At 71.1% G+C, this 21971-nt stretch carries 18 protein-coding genes and 1 pseudogene; 1 reads left to right on the top strand and 18 read right to left on the bottom strand.

Going from position 1 to position 21971, the window contains the following annotated elements:
• Positions 1–52: 52 nt before the first annotated feature.
• From nuoN to G5C65_RS02065, 14 genes are all read right to left on the bottom strand, one after another.
• Positions 53–1690, bottom strand: coding sequence for an NADH-quinone oxidoreductase subunit NuoN (gene nuoN / locus G5C65_RS02130; RefSeq protein ID WP_165296841.1), 1638 nt, complete (start codon positions 1688–1690; stop codon positions 53–55).
• Positions 1687–3354, bottom strand: coding sequence for an NADH-quinone oxidoreductase subunit M (locus G5C65_RS02125; protein WP_165296840.1), 1668 nt, complete (start codon positions 3352–3354; stop codon positions 1687–1689). The genes nuoN and G5C65_RS02125 overlap by 4 nt, the downstream gene beginning before the upstream one ends.
• A 6-nt stretch (positions 3355–3360) precedes the next feature.
• On the bottom strand, positions 3361–5256 hold the full coding sequence (nuoL, locus tag G5C65_RS02120; RefSeq protein ID WP_165296839.1) for an NADH-quinone oxidoreductase subunit L: 1896 nt from the start codon (positions 5254–5256) through the stop codon (positions 3361–3363).
• Positions 5257–5268: 12 nt separating this feature from the next.
• Positions 5269–5568, bottom strand: coding sequence for an NADH-quinone oxidoreductase subunit NuoK (gene nuoK, locus G5C65_RS02115; protein ID WP_165296838.1), 300 nt, complete (start codon positions 5566–5568; stop codon positions 5269–5271).
• Positions 5565–6446, bottom strand: a complete 882-nt coding sequence (locus G5C65_RS02110) for an NADH-quinone oxidoreductase subunit J (protein ID WP_165296837.1) — start codon at positions 6444–6446, stop codon at positions 5565–5567. The genes nuoK and G5C65_RS02110 overlap by 4 nt, the downstream gene beginning before the upstream one ends.
• Positions 6443–7018: an NADH-quinone oxidoreductase subunit NuoI gene (nuoI, locus tag G5C65_RS02105; RefSeq protein WP_165296836.1), complete on the bottom strand. Its 576-nt coding sequence runs from the start codon at positions 7016–7018 to the stop codon at positions 6443–6445. Before nuoI ends, G5C65_RS02110 begins: the two co-directional genes overlap by 4 nt.
• Positions 7011–8342, bottom strand: coding sequence for an NADH-quinone oxidoreductase subunit NuoH (gene nuoH, locus G5C65_RS02100; RefSeq protein WP_165296856.1), 1332 nt, complete (start codon positions 8340–8342; stop codon positions 7011–7013). The genes nuoI and nuoH overlap by 8 nt, the downstream gene beginning before the upstream one ends.
• A gap of 47 nt (positions 8343–8389) precedes the next feature.
• Positions 8390–10930, bottom strand: coding sequence for an NADH-quinone oxidoreductase subunit G (locus G5C65_RS02095; protein WP_165296835.1), 2541 nt, complete (start codon positions 10928–10930; stop codon positions 8390–8392).
• An 88-nt stretch (positions 10931–11018) separates the two neighbouring features.
• Positions 11019–12362: an NADH-quinone oxidoreductase subunit NuoF gene (gene nuoF / locus G5C65_RS02090; protein ID WP_165296855.1), complete on the bottom strand. Its 1344-nt coding sequence runs from the start codon at positions 12360–12362 to the stop codon at positions 11019–11021.
• Positions 12362–13072, bottom strand: coding sequence for an NADH-quinone oxidoreductase subunit NuoE (nuoE, locus tag G5C65_RS02085; RefSeq protein WP_165296854.1), 711 nt, complete (start codon positions 13070–13072; stop codon positions 12362–12364). Before nuoE ends, nuoF begins: the two co-directional genes overlap by 1 nt.
• Positions 13073–13131: 59 nt before the next feature.
• Entirely contained in the window at positions 13132–14463 is a 1332-nt protein-coding gene (locus tag G5C65_RS02080; protein ID WP_165296834.1) for an NADH-quinone oxidoreductase subunit D, read from the bottom strand.
• The gene (locus G5C65_RS02075; RefSeq protein WP_165296833.1) at positions 14463–15203 is read right to left on the bottom strand and encodes an NADH-quinone oxidoreductase subunit C; all 741 of its coding nucleotides are present in this window, start codon (positions 15201–15203) and stop codon (positions 14463–14465) included. The genes G5C65_RS02080 and G5C65_RS02075 overlap by 1 nt, the downstream gene beginning before the upstream one ends.
• Complete coding sequence (locus G5C65_RS02070; RefSeq protein WP_165296832.1) at positions 15200–15772, bottom strand: NuoB/complex I 20 kDa subunit family protein; 573 nt, start codon at positions 15770–15772, stop codon at positions 15200–15202. Before G5C65_RS02070 ends, G5C65_RS02075 begins: the two co-directional genes overlap by 4 nt.
• A gap of 16 nt (positions 15773–15788) precedes the next feature.
• Positions 15789–16148 (bottom strand): NADH-quinone oxidoreductase subunit A, encoded by a 360-nt coding sequence (locus G5C65_RS02065; protein ID WP_165296831.1) that lies wholly within the window; start codon positions 16146–16148, stop codon positions 15789–15791.
• Between the two features lie 730 nt (positions 16149–16878).
• Here G5C65_RS02065 and G5C65_RS02060 point away from each other — a divergent pair.
• A complete protein-coding gene (locus G5C65_RS02060; RefSeq protein ID WP_165296830.1) occupies positions 16879–17784 on the top strand; it encodes a C40 family peptidase in 906 nt (301 codons plus the stop codon).
• A gap of 163 nt (positions 17785–17947) precedes the next feature.
• Here G5C65_RS02060 and G5C65_RS02055 read toward each other — a convergent pair whose 3' ends face one another.
• The 4 genes and pseudogenes from G5C65_RS02055 to G5C65_RS02040 form a co-directional block, all read right to left on the bottom strand.
• On the bottom strand, positions 17948–19243 hold the full coding sequence (locus G5C65_RS02055) for a geranylgeranyl reductase family protein (RefSeq protein WP_165296829.1): 1296 nt from the start codon (positions 19241–19243) through the stop codon (positions 17948–17950).
• Between the two features lie 98 nt (positions 19244–19341).
• The gene (locus G5C65_RS02050) at positions 19342–20037 is read right to left on the bottom strand and encodes a demethylmenaquinone methyltransferase (RefSeq protein ID WP_165296828.1); all 696 of its coding nucleotides are present in this window, start codon (positions 20035–20037) and stop codon (positions 19342–19344) included.
• Positions 20034–21242: a cyclic dehypoxanthinyl futalosine synthase gene (gene mqnC / locus G5C65_RS02045; protein ID WP_165296827.1), complete on the bottom strand. Its 1209-nt coding sequence runs from the start codon at positions 21240–21242 to the stop codon at positions 20034–20036. Before mqnC ends, G5C65_RS02050 begins: the two co-directional genes overlap by 4 nt.
• Positions 21243–21298: 56 nt before the next feature.
• A pseudogene (locus G5C65_RS02040) lies at positions 21299–21971 on the bottom strand (hypothetical protein); the annotation flags it as partial.

The following is a 21971-nucleotide window of genomic DNA, read 5'->3' as shown; positions in this document are numbered from 1 at the left end:
GGGCGCGCAGTTCCCCGCGCCCCTGCGGGGCGCGTGCCGTCCCTGATCCGGGCTACCGGACGAAGACCCCCGCGTGGCCGGCCAGGTCCAGGAAGTACTGGGGGGCGACCCCCAGCACCAGGGTGACGGCCACCCCGATCGCGATCGCCGACGTCGTCATCGCGCTCGGCACCGCCACGCTGGGCCCGTCCGGCTGCGGCTCGCTGAAGAACATCAGCACGATCACCCGCAGATAGAAGAACGCCGCGATGGCGGAGGCGATCACACCGACCACCACCAGCGCGCCCGCGCCGCCCTCCGCCGCCGCCTTGAACACCGCGAACTTCCCCGCGAAGCCGGAGGTGAGCGGGATCCCGGCGAAGGCCAGCAGGAAGACCGCGAACACCGCGGCCAGCAGCGGCGAGCGCCGCCCCAGCCCGGCCCACTTGGACAGGTGCGTGGCCTCGCCGCCCGCGTCCCGCACCAGGGTGACCACCGCGAAGGCGCCCAGGGTCACGAACGAGTAGGCGCCCAGATAGAAGAGCACCGAGGAGACGCCGTCCTCGGAGGTGGCGATGACGCCGGCCAGCAGGAAGCCCGCGTGGGCGATGGAGGAGTACGCCAGCAGCCGCTTGATGTCGGTCTGGGTGATGGCGACGATCGCGCCCGCCAGCATGGTGAGGATGGCGACGCCCCACATCACCGGCCGCCAGTCCCAGCGCAGGCCCGGCAGGACGACGTACAGCAGCCGCAGCAGCGCGCCGAAGGCCGCGACCTTGGTGGCCGCCGCCATGAAGCCGGTCACCGGCGTCGGGGCGCCCTGGTAGACGTCGGGGGTCCACATGTGGAAGGGGACGGCGCCGACCTTGAACAGCAGCCCCATGATGACCATCGCGCCGCCGATGAGCAGCAGCGCGTCGTTGCCCATGGTGTCCGCGAGCACGGGGTCGGTGGTGGTGTCGGCGCTGGAGATGACGCGGGCGATGCCGGAGTAGTTGACGGTGCCCGCGTACCCGTACAGCAGCGCCGTGCCGAAGAGGAGGAACGCCGAGGAGAAGGCGCCCAGCAGGAAGTACTTGACCGCCGCCTCCTGCGAGAGCAGCCGCCGTCTGCGGGCCAGCGCGCACAGCATGTACAGCGGGAGGGAGAAGACCTCCAGCGCGATGAAGAGGGTCAGCAGGTCGTTGGCCGCCGGGAAGATCATCATGCCGCCGACGGCGAACAGCAGCAGCGGGAAGACCTCGGTGGTGGTCCACCCGGCCTTGGTGGCCTGCTGCTCCCCCTCCCCGCCGGGCACCGAAGCGGGCTGCGCGGCGAAGGAGTCCACAGGGGCGCCGTGCGCGACGGGCTCCAGCCGCCGCTCGGCGAAGACGAACACGGACACCAGCGCCACCAGCAGGATGGTGCCCTGCAGGAAGAGCGCGGGTCCGTCCACGGCGATGGCGCCCATCCCGGCGATCTGCGCGTCGCTGGTGGCGGAGCCGCCCGCGGCCAGGCCGATGACGGCGGCGAACGCCGCGGCGAGCGCGACCAGCGAGAGCACCACCTGGGTGACGTACCGCGATCTGCGCGGCAGGAACGCCTCCACCACGATGCCCACGGCCGCCGCGCCGAGCACGATCAGCGTGGGCAGCAGCTGGCTGTACTCGATGTCGGGCGCCTTCAGCTCGTCGCCCGCCGCCAGGGTCCACGCTGCGCTGGGGACGGTCATTCGTGTTCACCTCCGCCGTGCTCCGCGGGGGCCGCGGGCTTGTAGTCGAACCACCCCTGTTCAGCGGTGGGGTGCTGCGGCTTCGGGTCCTTCTTCTGGACGTCCGAGAGGGTGTGCTCCACCGCCGGGTCGACCATCTCGGTGAGCGGCTTGGGGAAGACGCCGAGGAACACCAGCAGCGCGATCAGCGGCGCGACGACGGCCAGTTCCCGCACCCGCAGATCGGGCAGCCGCCGCACCTGCTCGTCCTTGACCGGGCCCGTCATGGTCCGCTGGTAGAGCAGCAGGACGTACAGCGCGGCGAGGACGATGCCGGCGGTGGCGACGATCCCGGCGGCCGGATAGCGGCTGTAGGTGCCGACCAGCACCAGGAACTCGCTGATGAACGGCGCCAGTCCGGGCAGCGAGAGGGTGGCGAGCCCGCCGACCAGGAAGGTTCCGGCGAGCACCGGGGCGACCTTCTGCACCCCGCCGTAGTCCGCGATGAGCCGCGAGCCGCGCCGCGAGATGAGGAACCCGGCCACCAGCATCAGCGCGGCGGTCGAGATGCCGTGGAAGACCATGTAGAGCGTGGCGCCGCCCTGGCCCTGGCTGGTCATCGCGAAGACGCCGAGGACGATGAAGCCGAAGTGCGAGATGGACGCGTAGGCGATCAGCCGCTTGATGTCGCGCTGCCCGACGGCGAGCAGCGCGCCGTAGACGATGCTGACCAGCGCGAGCGCGATGACAACCGGGGTGGCCCAGTCGCTGGCGCCGGGGAACAGGCCCAGGCAGAAGCGCAGCATCGCGAAGGTGCCGACCTTGTCGACGACCGCCGTGATGAGTACGGCGACCGGCGCCGTGGACTCGCCCATGGCGTTGGGCAGCCAGGTGTGCAGCGGCCACAGCGGCGCCTTGACGGCGAAGGCGAAGAAGAAGCCGAGGAACAGCAGCCGCTCGGTGCTGGTGGCGATGTCCAGCTCGCCGCTGGCGCGGGCTCGGGCGATCTCCTGGAGCGAGAAGGTGCCCTCGCCCAGCTGGTCCGAGGTGACGGCGAACAGGCCGATCACCGCGGCCAGCATGATGAGGCCGCCCACCAGGTTGTAGAGCAGGAACTTCACGGCCGCGTAGCTGCGCTGCTTGGCGCCCTCGGCCTCCCCGGCCGCGTGGGCGCGGTCCCCGAAGCCCCCGATGAGGAAGTACATCGGGATGAGCATGGCCTCGAAGAAGATGTAGAAGACGAAGACGTCGGTGGCGGCGAACGAGATGATCACCATCGCCTCGACGGCGAGGATCAGCGCGAAGAAGCCCTGGGTGGGGCGCCAGCGCTTGTTCTCGGTCTCCTCTTCCTCTCCGGGGGCCGGGTCGGCGTCGTTCCAGCCGGCGCCGATGATGAACGGGATCAGCAGCGCCGTCAGCGCGATCATCACCGCGCCGATGCCGTCCGCGCCGAGTTCGTAGCGGACCCCGAAGTCCGCGATCCAGGCGTGGGACTCGGTGAGCTGGTAGCGGGCGCCGTCCGGGTCGAAGCGGATCAGCACCGCGGCGGCGAGGCCGAGCGTGGCGAGCGAGAAGAGGAACGCCAGCCACTTGGCGGCCGTGCGCCGCGCCGCCGGTACGGCCGCCGTGGCGATGGCGCCGAGGGCGGGGACCACGGCGGTGGTCGTCAGCAGGGGAAAGGACATTTCAGATCAGACCGCCCTCATCAGCAGGGTGGCGGCGATCAGCACCGCCGCGCCGCCGAACATCGAGACCGCGTACGAGCGGGCGAAGCCGTTCTGCAGCCGGCGCAGCCGCCCGGACAGCCCGCCGAACGTCGCCGCTGTGCCGTTGACCAGGCCGTCCACCAGCTTGTGATCGACGTAGACCAGGCTGCGGGTGAGGTAGCTGCCGCCGGTGACGAACGCGGCGTGGTTGACGTCGTCCTGGAGCAGATCGCGGCGCGCGGCGCGGGTGAGCAGCGAGCCGCGCGGCGCCGTACGGGGCACCGGGCGCCGTCCGTACTGCAGCCAGGCCGCGCCCACACCGAGGAGCAGCGCGACGACGGTGCCCGTGGTGACGGTCGCGGCCGAGACCGGCGAGTCGCCGTGGGAGTGCTGGGTGACCGGCTCCAGCCAGTGCACGAAGGAGTCCCCGGCCTTGAACAGGCCGCCCGCGAAGACGGATCCGAAGGCCAGCACGATCATGGGGATGGTCATCACGGACGGGGACTCGTGCGGGTGCGGCTCGTTGCCGTTCTCGTCCGGCTCCCAGCGCTTCTCGCCGAAGAAGGTCAGCACCATCACCCGCGTCATGTAGTACGCCGTGATCGCCGCGCCGATCAGGGCGACCGTGCCCAGGATCCAGCCCTGGGTGCCGCCCTTGGCGAACGCGGCCTCGATGATCTGGTCCTTGGAGAAGAAGCCGGACAGGCCGGGGAAGCCGATGATCGCCAGATAGCCGAGCCCGAATGTGACGAAGGTGACCGGCATGTACTTCCGCAGGCCGCCGTACTTGCGCATGTCGACCTCGTCGTTCATGCCGTGCATCACCGAGCCCGCGCCGAGGAACAGCCCGGCCTTGAAGAAGCCGTGGGTGACCAGGTGCATGATGGCGAACGCGTAGCCGATCGGGCCGAGCCCGGCGGCCAGGATCATATAGCCGATCTGCGACATGGTGGAGCCCGCGAGGGCCTTCTTGATGTCGTCCTTGGCACAACCGACGATCGCACCGAAGATCAGCGTGACCGCGCCGACGACCACCACGGCCGTCTGCGCGTCCGGCGCCGCGTTGAAGATCGCGCCGGAGCGGGTGATGAGGTAGACGCCGGCCGTCACCATCGTCGCGGCGTGGATCAGCGCCGAGACCGGGGTCGGGCCCTCCATCGCGTCCCCGAGCCAGGACTGCAGGGGCACCTGCGCCGACTTGCCGCAGGCGGCGAGCAGCAGCATCAGCCCGATCGCCGTCAGCTTGCCCTCGCTCGCGTCGGTGGCGGAGGAGAGCACCGGCGCGAAGGCGAAGGTGCCGAACGTGGTGAACATCAGGAAGATCGCGATGGCGAGCCCCGCGTCGCCCACCCGGTTGACCAGGAACGCCTTCTTCGCCGCCGCGGCGGCGCTCGGCTTGTGCTGCCAGAACCCGATCAGCAGGTACGAGGCGAGTCCGACGCCCTCCCAGCCGACGTACAGCAGCAGGAAGTTGTCGGCGAGGACGAGCAGCAGCATCGCCGCGAGGAAGAGGTTCAGGAAGCCGAAGAAGCGGCGGCGCCGCTCGTCGTGCTCCATATACCCGATCGAGTAGATGTGGATGAGCGTACCGACGCCGGTGATCAGCAGGACGAACGTCATCGACAGCTGGTCGAGCTGGAAGGCCACATCCGCCTGGAACCCCTCGACGGGAACCCAGGAGTACAGGTGCGAGTGCAGGGCGCGGTGCTCGCCGTCCTTGCCGAGCATGTCGAAGAACAGCACGGCACCGAGCACGAAGGACGCGCCGGCCAGCACAGACGCCAGCCAGTGCCCCGCGCGGTCCAGGCGCCGCCCGCCGCACAGCAGCACGGCCGCGCCCAGCAGCGGGGCGCCGACGAGCAGTCCGATCAATGACTCCACTGGTGAGACCCCTTACAGCTTCATCAGGCTGGCGTCGTCGACCGAGGCCGAGTGACGGGAGCGGTACAGCATCACGATGATCGCCAGCCCGACCACGACCTCGGCGGCGGCGACGACCATGACGAAGAACGCCATGATCTGGCCGTCGAGGTTGCCGTGCATCCGGGAGAAGGCGACCAGCGTCAGATTGGCCGCGTTGAGCATCAGCTCGATGCACATGAACACCACGATGGCGTTCCGCCGCAGCAGCACCCCGGCGGCGCCGATGGTGAACAGCAGAGCGGCCAGATAGACGTAGTTGACGGGATTCACTCGGCTTCGCCTCCCGATGTCGCTCCGTCGTCCGCGGAGTCCTCCCGGCCCAAGGCCCGGGAGGACTCCCCCGGGGAAACGCCGCGCTGGCCGTGGTCCTCGGCGGTGCGCTGCTCCAGCGCGGCCACCGCGGCGAGCTGGTCGGCGCTGACCTCGCGGACCTGGCCGCGCGAGCGGAGCGTCTCGCTGACGCTGCTGTGCAGCGGCGTGCCGTCGGGCAGCAGCGCGGGGCGGTCGTTGGCGTTGTGCCGGGCGTACACGCCGGGCGCGGGCAGCGGGGTGAGCTGGGTACCCGTGCGGACCCGCTCGATGGCCTGCTCCCGCTGGGTCTTGGTCTTCTCGATGCGCTCGCGGTGCGTGAGCATGGTGGCGCCGACGGCGGCGACCGTCAGCAGCGCCCCGACGACCTCGAAGGCGACGACGTACCGGGTGAACAGGAGCGAGGCCAGCGCCGGGACGTTGCCGCCCTCGTTGGCGGAGTCCAGACCGTTGAAGTGGCCGATGGACGCCTGCCCGATCCCGGCGACCAGCAGGATGCCGAGCCCGAGCCCGCAGCCGGCCGTCAGCCAGCGCTGGCCCTTCAGGGTCTCCTTGAGCGAGTCCGCGTGGCTGACGCCGACCAGCATCAGCACGAAGAGGAACAGCATCATCACGGCGCCGGTGTAGACGACGATCTGCACGATGCCGAGGAAGTACGCGCCGTTCGCGAGGTAGAACAGCGCCAGGATGACCATGGTTCCGGCGAGGCAGAGCGCCGCGTGCACGGCGCGCCGCATCAGGACGGTGCCCAGCCCGCCCAGTACGGCGACGGTGCCCAGCACCCAGAACTGCGCCGCCTCCCCGGTGGAGGTGGAGGTGGACACGGCGAGGGCGTTCACGCGGTGTGCCCCCCTTCGGCCGGGGCCTGCTCCCCCTGGCCCCGGGCCGGCTGCCGCTCCGTACCCGGCGCGGCCTCCGTCACCAGGCCCCGGTAGTAGTCCTGCTCCGTCATACCGGGGTAGATGGCGTGCGGCGATTCGACCATGCCCTCCTCCAGGCCCGCGAGCAGCTCCTCCTTGGTGTAGATGAGCGACTCGCGGGTGGCGTCGGCCAGTTCGTACTCGTTGGTCATGGTCAGCGCCCGGGTCGGGCACGCCTCGACGCACAGGCCGCACAGGATGCAGCGCAGATAGTTGATCTGGTAGACGCTGCCGTAGCGCTCGCCCGGCGAGTAGCGCTCCTCGTCGGTGTTGTCGGCGCCCTCGACGTAGATCGCGTCGGCCGGGCACGCCCAGGCGCACAGCTCGCAGCCCACGCACTTCTCCAGCCCGTCCGGATGCCGGTTGAGCTGGTGGCGGCCGTGGAAACGGGGCGCTGTCGGCTTCTTGTACTCCGGATACTGCTCGGTCAGCCGCTTCTTGAACATGTCCGTGAAGGTCACGCCGAAGCCGGCCAGAGGATTTTCAGGCATCGTCCTGCCCCCTTTCCTGAGTGGGCTCCTCGGGCGCCCCCGCCGGGACCCGCTCGCGGTCTCGGTCGCCGCGCGCGGGGCGCCGTGGCACGGGTGGCAGGGTCTGCCCCGGAAGCGGCGGTACGGGGAAGCCGCCCTCCGTCGCGTCGAACGGCTTCTCGTGCGGTGGCACTTCGGGCTCGGCCTCCTCCTTGCCGGCGCCGCGCAGGAAGTCGACCACGAAGGTGAGCAGCAGCAGGACGAGCGCCGTACCGGCGACCCAGAAGACGACCTCGCTGTAGTCGTAGCCCTCGTTCCGCATCGCGCGGACCGTGGCGACGAGCATCAGCCACACCAGCGCGACCGGGATGAGCACCTTCCAGCCCAGGATCATGAACTGGTCGTAGCGGACGCGCGGCAGGGTGGCGCGCAGCCAGATGAAGAGGAAGATCAGCAGCGCCAGCTTGGCGACGAACCACACCATCGGCCACCAGCCGTGGTTGGCGCCCTCCCACCAGGTGGAGATCGGGGCCGGGGCCCGCCAGCCGCCCAGGAAGAGGGTGACGGCGATGGCCGAGACGGTGACCAGGTGGACGTACTCGGCGAGCATGAACAGCGCGAACTTGATCGAGCTGTACTCGGTCTGGAAGCCCGCGACCAGGTCGCCCTCCGACTCCGGCATGTCGAACGGCGCCCGGTGCGCCTCGCCGACCATGGACACCAGGTAGATCAGGAAGGAGACCGGCAGCAGATAGAGGAACCAGCCGTCCGCCTGCTCGCCCACGATCGAGGTGGTGGACATGGAGCCGGAGTAGAGGAAGACCGCGGCGAAGCTGAGGCCCATCGCGATCTCGTAGCTGATGATCTGCGCGGTGGCGCGGACGCCGCCGAGCAGCGGGTAGGTCGAGCCGGACGACCAGCCGCCGAGCACCACGCCGTAGGCGGCGATGGAGGAGGTGGCGAGTACGAACAGGATGCCCACCGGCAGATCGGTGAGCTGCATCGGGGTGCGCTCGCCGAAGATGGAGATCTCGTTGCCCTCGGGTCCGAACGGGATGATGGCGAACGCCATGAACGCCGGGATGGCGCCCAGGATCGGCGCCAGCAGATAGAGCGCCTTGTCCGAGCCCTTGACGATGATGTCTTCCTTCAGCATCAGCTTGATGCCGTCGAAGAGCGACTGGAGCATGCCCCAGGGGCCGTGCCGGTTGGGGCCGACGCGCAGCTGCATCCAGCCGAGGATCTTCCGCTCGAAGACGATCGACAGCAGCACGGTCACCATCAGGAACGCGAAGATGAAGACCGACTTGAGCAGGATCAGCCAGAACGGGTCCTGCCCGAACATCGACAGATCCTCGGCGGCGAGCGGGCCGATCCGCTCCGTCGGCGCACTCACGCGCCCACCTCCTCGTTCCCCTGGTTCCCCTGGGCTCCCTGGGTCCCCGGTGCGATACGGACGAGCTCGCCCGGCCGCGCACCGGTGCCCGCGGCCACGCCGCCCGGCGTGGAGTTCAGCGGGAGCCAGACCACCCGGTCGGGCATCTCGGTGACCGCCACCGGAAGCCGTACGGTGCCGGCGGGCCCGGAGACGGCCAGCGGATCCCCGTCCCCCACGCCCGTCTCGGCCGCCGTCGCCGCCGACAGCCGGGCGAGCGCGGCGTGCCGGGTGCCGGCCAGCGCCTCGTCGCCCTCCTGCATCCGGCCCTGGTCGAGCAGCAGCCGGTGGCCGGCGAGCACCGCCTCCCCGGCGCCGGGCTGCGGCACCGGACGGGACGGCCCCTGCGGGCCGGCGGGCCGGGGCCCGCCCCAGCTGCCGAGCCGGTCCAGCTCGGCACGGGCGGTGCGCACATCCGGCAGGCCCAGATGACAGGTGCTCATAGCGCCTTCGGCGCGGGCCATCGCGTCCGCCAGCATCGTCAGCACCCGCGCGTCGGGCTGGAGGTGGCGGCGCACCATCAGGTCAGAGCGGAGCGCGGCCTCGAACGGGCGGGCGCGGCCCTCCCAGTTGAGGAAGGTGCCCGCCTTCTCGGCGACCGCGGCCACCGGGAGCACCACGTCGGCGCGCTCGGTGACGGCGCTCGGCCGCAGCTCCAGGCTGACCAGGAAGCCGACGGCGTCCAGCGCCGCCAGCGCCAGCGCCGGGTCCGGCAGGTCCTCGGGGCCGACGCCGCCGACGAGGAGCGCGTCCAGCTCGCCGTCGACGGCCGCCTGCAGGATCTGCCCGGTGTCGCGCCCGTACGCCGCGGGGAGTTCGGCCACGCCCCAGACGCGGGCGACCTCGTCGCGGGCGTGCGGGTCGGTGGCGGGGCGCGCGCCGGGCAGCAGCGACGGGATCGCGCCCGCCTCGACGGCGCCGCGCTCGCCGGCCCGGCGCGGGATCCACACCAGCCGGGCGCCGGTCGCGGCCGCGGCCCGTACGGCGGCGGTGAGCGCGCCGGGAACGGCGGCGAGCCGCTCGCCGACGGCGATGACGGCGCCCTCGGCGCGCAGCGCCTCGGCGGCCCCGGTGCCCGCGCCCTCCAGCCCGACCCCGCCCGCGAGCGCGTCCAGCCACTCCGTCTCGGTGCCGGGCGCGGCGGGCAGCAGCGTGCCGCCCGCCTTGGTCAGACCGCGGGTGGCGTGCGTGGCGAGCGCGTAGGTGCGCTGGCCCCGCTTGCGCCACGCCTTGCGCAGCCTGAGGAAGACGCCGGGCGCCTCCTCCTCGGCCTCCAGGCCCACCAGCAGCACGGCCGGCGCCGCCTCCAGCGCGGTGTAGGTCAGCCCGGCCCCGTCCAGGTCCCGCCCGTGGCCCGCCACCTGCGCGGCGAGGAACCGGGCCTCCTCCTCGGAGTGCGCGCGGGCGCGGAAGTCGACGTCGTTGGTGCGCAGCGCGACCCGCGCGAACTTGCCGTACGCGTACGCGTCCTCGATGGTGAGCCGCCCGCCCGGCAGCACCCCGGTGCGGCCGGAGGCGGCGGCCAGGCCACGGGCCGCCGCCTCCAGCGCCTCCGGCCAGCCGGCCGGGGCCAGCTCGCCGTCCGCACCGCGGACCAGCGGGGTCTCCAGCCGGTCAGGGCGCTGTGCGTAGCGGAAGGCGAAGCGTCCCTTGTCGCAGATCCACTCCTCGTTGACCTCGGGGTCGTCGGCCGCGAGGCGGCGCATGACCTTGCCGCGCCGGTGGTCGGTGCGGGTGGCGCAGCCGCCGGAGCAGTGCTCGCACACGGACGGCGAGGAGACCAGGTCGAAGGGGCGGGAGCGGAACCGGTAGGCGGCGGAGGTGAGCGCGCCCACCGGGCAGATCTGGATGGTGTTCCCGGAGAAGTACGACTCGAACGGCTCGTCCTCGCCGGTGCCGACCTGCTGCAGCGCGCCGCGCTCCAGCAGCTCGATCATCGGGTCGCCCGCGATCTGCTGGGAGAAGCGGGTGCAGCGCGCGCACAGCACGCAGCGCTCGCGGTCCAGCAGCACCTGCGGCGAGATCGGCACCGGCTTGGCGAACGTCCGCTTGCGCCCCTCGAACCGGGAGTCGGCCTGCCCTGCGGACATCGCCTGGTTCTGCAGCGGGCACTCGCCGCCCTTGTCGCAGACCGGGCAGTCCAGCGGGTGGTTGATGAGCAGCAGCTCCATCACCCCGCGCTGCGCCTTCTCCGCGACGTCGGAGGTGAGCTGGGTGCGCACCACCATGCCGTCGGTGCACTGGATGGTGCAGGAGGCCATGGGCTTGCGCTGCCCCTCGACCTCGACGATGCACTGGCGGCACGCCCCGGCCGGGTCGAGCAGCGGGTGGTCGCAGAACCGGGGGATCTCGATCCCGAGCAGTTCCGCGGCGCGGATGACGAGGGTTCCCTTGGGGACCGAGATCTCCGCGCCGTCGATGGTGAGGGACACCAGATCCTCTGGCGGGACCGCAGCCTCCCCTCCCCCGGAGGGGGAGGCAGGTGTGGTGACCGTCATTCATGCACCTCCGGTGGGGACGTGTTCGAGATGGCGCCCCGCAGGGGCAGCCGGTTCCCGGCCTGTCGCGGGCAGCGGGCGGGCGGCGTCACGCTGTCACCCCCCGGGAGGACCCCGCGGGGCGCGCCGCCCACGCCGTGGCGGCCGCCGGGTCAAAGGGGCAGCCGCGGCCGGCGAGATGCCGCTCGTACTCCTCGCGGAAGTACTGCAGCGAGGAGAAGATGGGGGCAGCGGCGCCGTCGCCGAGGGCGCAGAAGGACTTGCCGTTGATGTTGTCGGCGATGTCCGCCAGCTTGTCGAGGTCGGAGGGCCCCGCGGCGCCCTTCTCGATGTCGTGCAGCAGCTGCACCAGCCAGTACGTCCCCTCGCGGCACGGTGTGCACTTGCCGCAGGACTCGTGCGCGTAGAACTCGGTCCAGCGTGTGACGGCGCGCACCACGCACGTCGTCTCGTCGAAGCACTGCAGCGCCTTGGTGCCCAGCATGGAGCCCGCGCCGCCGACGCCCTCGTAGTCGAGCGGGACGTCCAGGTGCTCGTCGGTGAGCATGGGGGTGGAGGACCCGCCGGGGGTCCAGAACTTCAGCCGGCGCCCGGGGCGCATACCGCCGCTCATGTCGAGCAGCTGGCGCAGGGTGACGCCGAGCGGCGCCTCGTACTGGCCGGGGCGTGCGACATGGCCGCTGAGCGAGTAGAGCGTGAAGCCCGGGGACTTCTCGCTGCCCATCGTGCGGAACCACTCCTTGCCCTTGTTCATCAGGGCGGGAACCGAGGCGATGGACTCGACGTTGTTCACCACGGTGGGGCAGGCGTACAGGCCCGCGACGGCAGGGAAGGGAGGGCGCAGCCGGGGCTGGCCGCGGCGCCCTTCGAGCGAGTCGAGCAGCGCCGTCTCCTCCCCGCAGATGTAGGCGCCCGCGCCCGCGTGCACCGTCAGTTCGAGGTCCTTGCCGGGGCCGAGCGCGTCCTTGCCGAGGTAGCCCGCCTCGTACGCCTCGCGGACGGCCTCGTGCAGCCGGCGCAGCACGGGCACGACCTCGCCGCGCAGATAGATGAAGGCGTGGCCGGAGCGGATCGCGTGGCAGGCGATGACGATGCCCTCGATGAGGGAGTGCGGATTGGCGAAGAGGAGCGGGATGTCCTTGCAGGTGCCGGGCTCGGATTCGTCGGCGTTGACGACGAGGTAGTGCGGCAGCTCGTCCCCCTGCGGGATGAACTGCCACTTCATCCCGGTGGGGAAGCCGGCCCCGCCGCGCCCGCGCAGCCCCGCGTCCTTGACGTACGCGATGACGTCGTCGGGGTCCATCGCGAGCGCCTTGCGCAGCCCCTGGTAGCCCTCGTGCCGCCGGTAGCCGGCCAGGGTGTAGGCGTCGGCCTCGTCCCAGTGCGCGGAGAGCACGGGGGCCAGCAGCTTCTCCGGCGAGTCGGTGGTCATCATGCGCCCTCCCCTGGCTCCTCGGTCTCCCCGCGGGGTGCGACCACCCGCGGGGGCCCGGTCTCTCCCCGGGCCAGCCGCAGCCCCTCCAGCGAGGCGGGCCCGGCGGGGCCCGAGGCGTGCACGGCCTCACGCCGCTCGTCGGGGAAGCCCGCGAGGATGCGCGCGGTCTCCTTGAAGGTGCACAGCGGCGCGCCGCGGGTCGGGGACACCTCGCGTCCGGCGCGCAGGTCGTCCACGAGCTGCCGGGCCGACTCGGGGGTCTGGTTGTCGAAGAACTCCCAGTTGACCATCACCACGGGCGCGAAGTCGCAGGCCGCGTTGCACTCGATGTGCTCCAGGGTGACCTTGCCGTCCCCGGTGGTCTCGCCGTCCGCGACGCCCAGGTGCTCCTTGAGGGAGTCGTGGATGGCGTCGCCGCCCATGACCGCGCACAGGGTGTTGGTGCAGACCCCGACCTGGTAGTCGCCGGAGGGCTTGCGGCGGTACATGGTGTAGAAGGTGGCGACCGCGTTCACCTCGGCGGTGGTCAGGTCCAGCATCTCGGCGCAGAACCGCTGCCCGGTGCGGGTGACGTGCCCCTCCTCGGACTGCACCAGGTGCAGCAGCGGCAGCAGCGCGCTGCGGCTGTCCGGGTAGCGGCCGATGATCTCCCGCGCGTCCGCCTCCAGCCGCTCGCGGACGTCCGCGGGGTAGTCGGGCGCGGGCATCCTCGGGATGCCCACCTCGACGCGGGTCTCGGCGGCCTCGCCGTTGGTACCGACGTCTGTCACCGGTCGACGCCTCCCATCACGGGGTCGATGGACGCGACGGCGACGATGACGTCCGCGACCTGGCCGCCCTCGCACATCGCCGCCATGGACTGGAGATTGGTGAAGGAGGGGTCGCGGAAGTGCACCCGGTAGGGGCGGGTGCCGCCGTCGCTGACGGCGTGCACGCCCAGTTCGCCCTTGGGCGACTCGACCGCGGCGTACGTCTGCCCCGGCGGCACCCGGAAGCCCTCGGTCACCAGCTTGAAGTGGTGGATCAGGGCCTCCATCGAGGTGCCCATGATCTTCTTGATGTGGTCCAGGGAGTTGCCGAGCCCGTCCGGGCCGAGCGCGAGCTGCGCGGGCCAGGCGATCTTCTTGTCGGCGACCATCACGGGCCCCGGCTCCAGCCGGTCCACGCACTGCTCGACGATCCGCAGCGACTGGTGCATCTCCTCCAGCCGCAGCAGGAACCGGCCGAAGGAGTCGCAGGTGTCGGTGGTGGGGACCTCGAAGTCGAAGGTGTCGTAGCCGCAGTACGGCTGGGTCTTGCGCAGGTCGTGCGGGAGCCCGGCGGAGCGCAGGATGGGGCCGGTGGCGCCGAGGGCCATACAGCCCGCGAGGTCGAGGTAGCCGATGTCCTTGAGCCGGGCCTTGAAGACGGGGTTGCCGACGCAGAGCTTCTGGTACTCGGCCAGGTTCTTGCGCATCTTCTTGATGAACTCGCGCAGCGCGTCCACCGCGCCCGGGGGCAGGTCCTGGGAGAGGCCGCCGGGGCGGATGTACGCGTGGTTCATCCGCAGCCCGGTGATCAGTTCGAAGAGGTCCAGGACCATCTCGCGGTCCCGGAAGCCGAAGATCGCCACCGTGGTGGCGCCGAGTTCCATGCCGCCGGTGGCCGTGAAGACCATGTGCGAGGAGATCCGGTTCAGCTCCATCAGCAGCACCCGGATGAGGGTGGCGCGGTCCGGGATGTCGTCCTCGATGCCGAGCAGCTTCTCGACGGCCAGGCAGTACGCCGCCTCGTTGAAGAAGGGCATCACGTAGTCCATGCGCGTGACGAACGTGGTGCCCTGGGTCCAGGTCCGGAATTCGAGGTTCTTCTCGATGCCGGTGTGCAGATACCCGATGCCGCAGCGGGCCTCGGTGACCGTCTCGCCGTCGATCTCCAGGATCAGCCGGAGCACGCCGTGCGTGGACGGGTGCTGCGGCCCCATGTTGACGATGATCCGCTCGTCGTCGCTCTGGGCGATGTCGGCGGCGATCTGGTCCCAGTCGCCGCCGGTGACGTCGTAGACGGTGCCTTCGGTGGTCTCCCGTACGCCTGCGGGTGCGTGGGTAGGAGATGTCATCAGCTGTACGACCTCCGCTGGTCCGGAGCCGGAATCTGGGCGCCCTTGTACTCGACGGGGATGCCGCCGAGGGGGTAGTCCTTGCGCTGCGGGAAGCCCTGCCAGTCGTCCGGCATCATGATCCGCGCCAGCGCCGGGTGCCCGTCGAAGACCAGGCCGAAGAAGTCGTACGCCTCGCGCTCGTGCCAGTCGTTGGTCGGGTAGACGTCGACGATCGAGGGGATGCGCGGGTCGTCGTCGGGCGCGGTGACCTCCAGCCGGATCAGCCGGTTGTGGGTGATCGAGCGCAGGTGGTAGACGGCGTGCAGCTCGCGGCCCGCGTCCTGGAGGTAGTGGACGCCGCTGACGCCGGTGCACAGCTCGAAGCGGAGGGCCGGGTCGTCGCGCAGGGTGCGGGCCACCCGCGGCAGGTGTTCGCGGGCGATGTGGAAGGTGAGCTCGTCGCGGTCCACGACGGTCCTCTCGATGGCGTTCTCGGGGAGCAGCCCCTGCTCCTCCAGCGCGCCCTCCAGTTCGTCGGCGACCTCGTCGAACCAGGCCGCTTCGCCGCGCGGCCCGCCGTACGGGCGCTCGCTGGCGCCGGGCAGCCGGACGGTGCGGACGAGGCCGCCGTAGCCGGAGGTGTCGCCGCCGTTGCTGGCGCCGAACATGCCGTGCCGGACGCCGATGACCTCGCCGCGCCCCCCGCGCGGCGCGGGGGGCGCGCCGTTCGCGTCTCCGTTCAGATGCTCGTCACTCACCGGGGGAGCCCTTTCTTTTCGGACGAGAGGGGCATCTCGATCGTGGGGAGGGCTTTCTTCGCCGCTTCCTCCGCCTCGCGGGCCGCCTCCTGCTGGTTGACGCCGAGCTTGGAGGTCCGGATCTGCTCGTGCAGCTTGAGAATGGCGTCCTGCAGCATCTCGGGGCGCGGCGGACAGCCGGGGAGATAGATGTCGACCGGCACGACGTGATCGACGCCCTGCACGATCGCGTAGTTGTTGAACATCCCGCCCGACGACGCGCAGACACCCATGGAGATCACCCACTTCGGGTTGGGCATCTGGTCGTAGACCTGCCGCAGCACCGGCGCCATCTTCTGGCTGACCCGGCCCGCGACGATCATGAGGTCGGCCTGGCGCGGGGAGCCGCGGAAGACCTCCATGCCGAAGCGCGCGAGGTCGTAGCGCCCGGCGCCGGTCGTCATCATCTCGATGGCGCAGCAGGCGAGCCCGAAGGTCGCCGGGAAGATGGACGACTTGCGCGCCATCCCGGCCACCTTCTCGACGGTGGTGAGCAGAAAACCGCTCGGCAGCTTCTCTTCCAGTCCCATTGCTTAACCCCTGCCCCTAGTCCCATTCCAGGCCGCCGCGCCGCCAGTCGTAGGCGTACGCGATACCGATGAGGGCGACGAAGACCAGCATTTCGACGAGGCCGAACATCCCCAGTGAGTCGAAGTGGACGGCCCACGGGTAGAGGAAGACGATTTCGATGTCGAAGATGATGAAGAGCATCGCCGTCAGGTAGTACTTCACCGGGAAGCGGCCGCCTCCCTCGGGCTGCGGCGTGGGCTCGATCCCGCACTCGTACGCGTCGAGCTTGGCCCGGTTGTAGCGCTTGGGGCCGACGACGGAGGCGAGGACGACGGAGAAGATCGCGAAGGCCGCCGCGATGGCTCCCAGTACAAGGATTGGTGTGTAGACGTTCACCGCACCCGTCTCCTTCCAGGCGTCGACTCTGACTGCCGGCAGACCGCTGGCCCGCGGTACTCCCCCACGAAGATCGCTCCTATGTGAGGCAGTTCACAAGCCCTGTTCGCAGGCATCTTAAGCCCGGGGCTCTGTGATCTGCGACACGGGGGTCCACAACCGCTTTGTGATCTCCACCACCTGACGGGGAATCATTCCGTCCGACGAACGATGATCTTCACACGCAAAGCCCTGAAATGATCACCTTGGGTGAACGTTCCAGCGTGCTCAGAGCCGTTGAGGGCGGATTGCTGTACCAGGCACGTGCCTGCTGGGGCAAATTCGCGCTGGACGGATTCTCCTGATAAGCGCCAACCACTCGCGGCGCCCGGTCGTGAACCTCTTCACCATCGCCCCCCGGCACCGTCGGGACCCGCCGCTCATCCGGGTGATTCGGAGTCAACGTCCGATTTGCCGGGAGAGTTGAATTCGTGAATGTGAGCTGCGCCACTGGCCACCCCCGGGCCCCGCGGCCGTCTTTGCGTCCCGCCGCCGGCCGTGATAGCTCCGTTACCGTATTCCGGCAAAGCGGACAAGTGCCAGTACACAGGCCCCTGATGGGCCATTGCCTGTACCTGCGGAACACGTCGTTCACCCGGCGCCGGAGGGTCCGGCGGAGCGTGTACGCGACGACTGTGGCGCATCGCACGATTGTTGAGCCGACCCTCGCGCTCCTGCTAGGCATGCCCCCATGTCCCCGACAGCTCAGATACCCAGCCACCGGAAGCCCCGCAACAGCAAGATGAATACGGCGCTGCGTGCGGGTGTGACGGGCGGCGTCATGGGCACCATCGCGCTCACCGCGGCCAACGCCCCGGCGTTCGCGGCCGACGAGAAGTCCCCGGCCGAGACCGTCGAGATGCCGACCCTCTCCGGCGACCTGGCCAGCTCCGCCTCACAGGCGGCCGACTCGATCCAGCAGTCGGCCATGCAGTACGAACTGCAGCAGGCCCAGGGCTCCGCGGTCTCCCAGGCCAGGGAGCAGGCGAAGGAGAACAAGGCGAAGGCCGAAGCGGAGGCCAAGGCGAAGGCCAAGGCCGAAGCCCAGGCGAAGGCCGAGGCCGCGCGCAAGGCCGAGGCGGCGCGCAAGGCGGCCCGCGCCGCAGCCGCCGAGCGGGCCGAGAAGGCCCGCGCCGAGCGCTCGGACGACCGCGGCTCGGTGAAGACCGCGTCGGCGTCCGGGCAGTCGGCCTCCGCCCAGTCCACGTCCACCGCCTCCGCGCCGACCCGGACGGCCGGCAGCGGCAACGTCTCGACCGTCATCAGCTTCCTGCGGGCCCAGGTCGGCAAGTCCTATGTACTGGGCGCCACCGGCCCCTCCGCGTTCGACTGCTCGGGCCTGACCCAGGCCGCGTTCAAGCAGGTCGGCGTGAACCTGCCGCGCACCTCGCAGCCGCAGTCCAGCACCGGCACCGAGGTCTCGCTGAGCAATCTGCAGCCCGGCGACATCCTCTACTGGGGCGGCAAGGGCAGCGCGCACCACGTCGCCGTCTACGTCGGCGGCGGCAAGTTCATCGGCGCCCAGAACTCCTCCACGGGCATCGTGGAGCGGGACATGAGCTACGACCGCCCGACGGGCGCCGTCCGCGTCCTCTGAGGCCCCTGAGGCCCTCTGTGGCCCTCTGTGGCCGCTGAGAGGCCCTGTGGCCGCTTGTGGGGCCCGTGGCCTCGCTCCCGTCCTCCCGAACTCCCGAAGGGCCCACCGCGCGCGTCGCGGTGGGCCCTTCGTATGTGTACGTGTAGTACGGGAAGAGGGGGCCCTAGGAGCGCGGGGCGACCTTCGCCAGGCCGTTGATGATGCGGTCCATCGCGTCGCCGCCCGTCGGGTCCGTCAGGTTCGCCAGCATCTTCAGGGTGAACCGCATCAGCAGCGGGTGGGACAGGCCGCGCTCCGCCGCCAGCTTCATCACCTTCGGGTTGCCGATGAGCTTCACGAAGCCGCGGCCCATCGTGTAGTAGCCGCCGTAGGTGTCCTTGAGGATCTTCGGGTAGTGGCGCAGGGTCAGCTCCCGCTGCGCCGGGGTCGTGCGGGCCTGCGCCTGCACGATGGTCTCGGCTGCGATGGCGCCGGACTCCATGGCGTACGCGATGCCCTCCCCGTTGAACGGGTTCACCAGGCCGCCCGCGTCGCCGACGAGCAGCAGGCCGCGGGTGTAGTGCGGCTGCCGGTTGAACGCCATGGGGAGCGCGGCGCCGCGGATGGGGCCGGTCATGTTCTCCGGCGTGTAGCCCCACTCCTGGGGCATCGACGCGCACCACGCCTTGAGGATCTCGCGCCAGTCCAGGTCCTTGAAGGACGCGGAGGTGTTCAGCACGCCGAGCCCGACGTTGCTGGTGCCGTCGCCCATCCCGAAGATCCAGCCGTAGCCGGGCAGCAGGCGGTCCTGGGGGCCGCGCCGGTCCCACAGCTCCAGCCAGGACTCCAGGTAGTCGTCGTCGTGCCGGGGCGAGGTGAAGTAGGTGCGCACCGCGACGCCCATCGGGCGGTCCTCGCGCCGGTGCAGGCCCATCTTCAGCGACAGCCGCGTGGAGTTGCCGTCCGCCGCGACCACGACGGGCGCGTGGAAGGTGACCGGCCGCTTCTCCTCGCCCAGCTTCGCCGCCACGCCCGTGACCCGCCCGGTGCGCTCGTCGAGCACGGGGTCGCCGACGTTGCAGCGCTCGATCAGGCGCGCGCCCGCCTTCTCGGCCTGGCGGGCGAGCTGGTCGTCGAAGTCGTCGCGCTTGCGGACCAGTCCGTAGTCCGGGTAGCTGGCCAGCTCGGGCCAGTCCAGCTGGAGCCGCTGGCCGCCGCCGATGATCCGCAGCCCCTGGTTGCGCAGCCAGCCCGCCTCCTCGGAGACGTCGATGCCCATGGCCACGAGCTGCTTGACGGCGCGCGGCGTCAGCCCGTCGCCGCAGACCTTCTCGCGGGGGAACGCGGTCTTCTCCAGCAGCAGTACGTCGAGTCCGCTGCGGGCGAGGTGGTAGGCGGTCGTGGACCCGGCAGGGCCCGCGCCGACGACGATGACGTCCGCGCTGTGCTGTTCGTCGGCCACGAGGACTCCCGCGTACATGTCGCTGTGTGCGTTGGTGGTGTCCGGAGCAGTCTATGCGGGGCGCCCGGGGAGTCCGCGCCCGGCAAAGGGCAACCATGGACCGGCCGGAGAGCCCGCTAGGCTCCCTTGAAGCCGCGGTGCAGCGCGACCACGCCGCCCGTCAGATTGCGCCAGGCCACCCGGGTCCAGCCGGCGTCCTGCATCCGCCGGGCCAACCCGGCCTGCGCGGGCCACTCCTGGATGGACTCGGCGAGGTAGACGTACGCGTCCGGGCTGCTGCTCACCCGCCGCGCCACCGGCGGCAGGGCACGCATCAGATACTCCTCGTACACCGTGCGGAACGGCGCCCACGTCGGGTGGCTGAACTCGCAGACGACCACCCGGCCCCGCGGCCTGGTCACCCGCAGCAGCTCGCGCAGCGCCCCGTCGACATCGCTCACGTTCCGCAGCCCGAAGGAGATCGTGACGGCGTCGAAGACCCCGTCCGCGAACGGCAGCCGCGTCGCGTCGCCCGCCACATACGGCATCCACGGCAGCCGCCGCTTGCCCTCGGCGAGCATGCCGAGCGAGAAGTCGCAGGGCACCGTGTAGGCGCCGGCCTCGGCGAACGGGAGGGCCGAGGTGCCGGTGCCGGCCGCCAGGTCCAGCACCCGCTCGCCGGGGCGCGCGTCCACGGCGCGGGCCGCCGCGCGGCGCCACAGCCGCGCCTGGCCGAGCGACAGCACGTCGTTGGTCACGTCGTACTTCGCCGCCACCGCGTCGAACATCGCGGCGACGTCGGTCGGCTTCTTGTCCAGGCTCGCGCGCGTCACCGGCGGGCCTCGACCAGCCGCAGCTCCGGGTGCGCCGTGCCGCCCTCGATCGCGGTGGAGGCCAGATGGGAGACGACGCGGTCGTCCACCGGGTCCTCGGCGGGGTCCTCGTGCACGGCGAGGTGCTCGTACGTCGTGGCGCGCTGCGCGGGGACCCGGCCCGCGGCCCGGATCAGCTCGATCAGCTCCATCCGGTTGGAGCGGTGCCTGGCGCCCGCCGAGGAGACGACGTTCTCCTCCAGCATCACCGAGCCGAGGTCGTCCGCGCCGTAGTGCAGCGAGAGCTGGCCGGCCTCCTTGCCGGTGGTCAGCCAGGAGCCCTGGATGTGCGCCACGTTGTCGAGGAAGAGCCGCGCGATGGCGATCATGCGCAGATACTCGAAGAGCGTCGCCTGGGTGCGGCCCTTCAGATGGTTGTTCTCGGGCTGGTAGGTGTACGGGATGAAGGCGCGGAAGCCGCCCGTGCGGTCCTGCACGTCGCGGATCATGCGCAGATGCTCGATCCGCTCGGCGTTCGTCTCGCCCGTCCCCATCAGCATCGTGGAGGTGGACTCGACGCCGAGGCCGTGCGCGATCTCCATGATCTCCAGCCACCGCTCGCCGCTCTCCTTCAGCGGCGCGATGGCGTTGCGGGCGCGGGCCGGGAGCAGCTCGGCCCCGGCTCCGGCGAAGGAGTCCAGCCCGGCGTTGTGGATCCGGCGGATCGCCTCCTCGGCGCTCACGCCCGAGATCCGCGACATGTGCTCCACCTCGCTGGCGCCCAGCGAGTGGATGACGAGCTGCGGATACGCCTTCTTGATCGCGGAGAAGTGCTCCTCGTAGTACTCGACGCCGAAGTCCGGGTGGTGGCCGCCCTGGAACATGATCTGGGTGCCGCCCAGCTCGACGGTCTCCGCGCAGCGGCGCAGGATCTCCTCCAGGTCCCGCACCCACACCTTGTCGCTCTTGGGCGCGGCGTAGAAGGCGCAGAACTTGCAGGCCGTCACGCAGGCGTTGGTGTAGTTGATGTTCCGCTCGATGAGGTACGTCGCGATGTGCTCCGTACCGGCGTAGCGGCGGCGCCGCACGGTGTCGGCGGCGACGCCGAGCGCGTGCAGCGGCGCGGAGCGGTAGAGGTCCAGGGCCTCCTCGGCGGTGATCCGCCCTCCGTCGGCCGCCCGGTCGAGTACGGACTGCAGCTCGGCGTTCGACGCTGGCTGGGACACCGGCGCCTCCCTCCACACGTGACCGATCAGCGACCGGTCCAGCGTACGCCAGTCCCCTAGCCGATCTTCCGGAGCGTCCCCGTGGGCTTCCCGGAGGGCCCGGCCCGCGAGGCGAACCGCAGCGAGCCGTCGTCCCCGAGGGTGAAGACGTCGGTCGAGTCCGTGTTGTCGCACAGCGGGGAGTCGGAGGTGCCGACGCTCTCGGCGGTGAGCCGCTTGGCGCTCGCCGTACGCAGCTTCCACCGGCCCTCGCACGTGGTGCCCGCGAGGCTGGTCCCGCCGCTGGCGACGAAGGCGCCCTTGGCGCCCTGCTTGATCGTGACGGTGAGCTGCCCGCCGGGGAGGCCCTTCTGGGTGGTGATGTTCCCCTGCCACTTGCCGAGGAACGCCTCCGGGACCGCGCCCGCGCCGGGCTCCCCGCTCCCGGGCGGCTCGGACGACCGGCCGGTGGCCGTCGGGGTCGGCTCGGCGCCGCCGGTGGCGCCTTCGGTGGACCCCCCGCCGTCGGAGGAGGTGGGGTCGGGGTCGGTCGAGGACTGCCCGCTCGCGGTCACGTGCGGGCCGGGGGACTTCCCGGCGTCGTTGCCGGACTTGCCCTCCTGGCCGGGGAGGACGCCGAGGAAGTACGTGCCGAGCAGCGCGGCGGCCACGGCGCAGGCGACGGTGACGACCAGGGTGCAGCTCACCCGGCGGCGCCGCCCGGGAGCACCGGTGCCGGGCGCGCCGGGG

It is taken from the genome of Streptomyces boncukensis (genome assembly GCF_011045075.1).
Classification (GTDB): domain Bacteria; phylum Actinomycetota; class Actinomycetes; order Streptomycetales; family Streptomycetaceae; genus Streptomyces; species Streptomyces boncukensis.
Note: the sequence above shows the minus strand (reverse complement) of the source record. Positions and strands in the feature narration are given on the sequence as shown.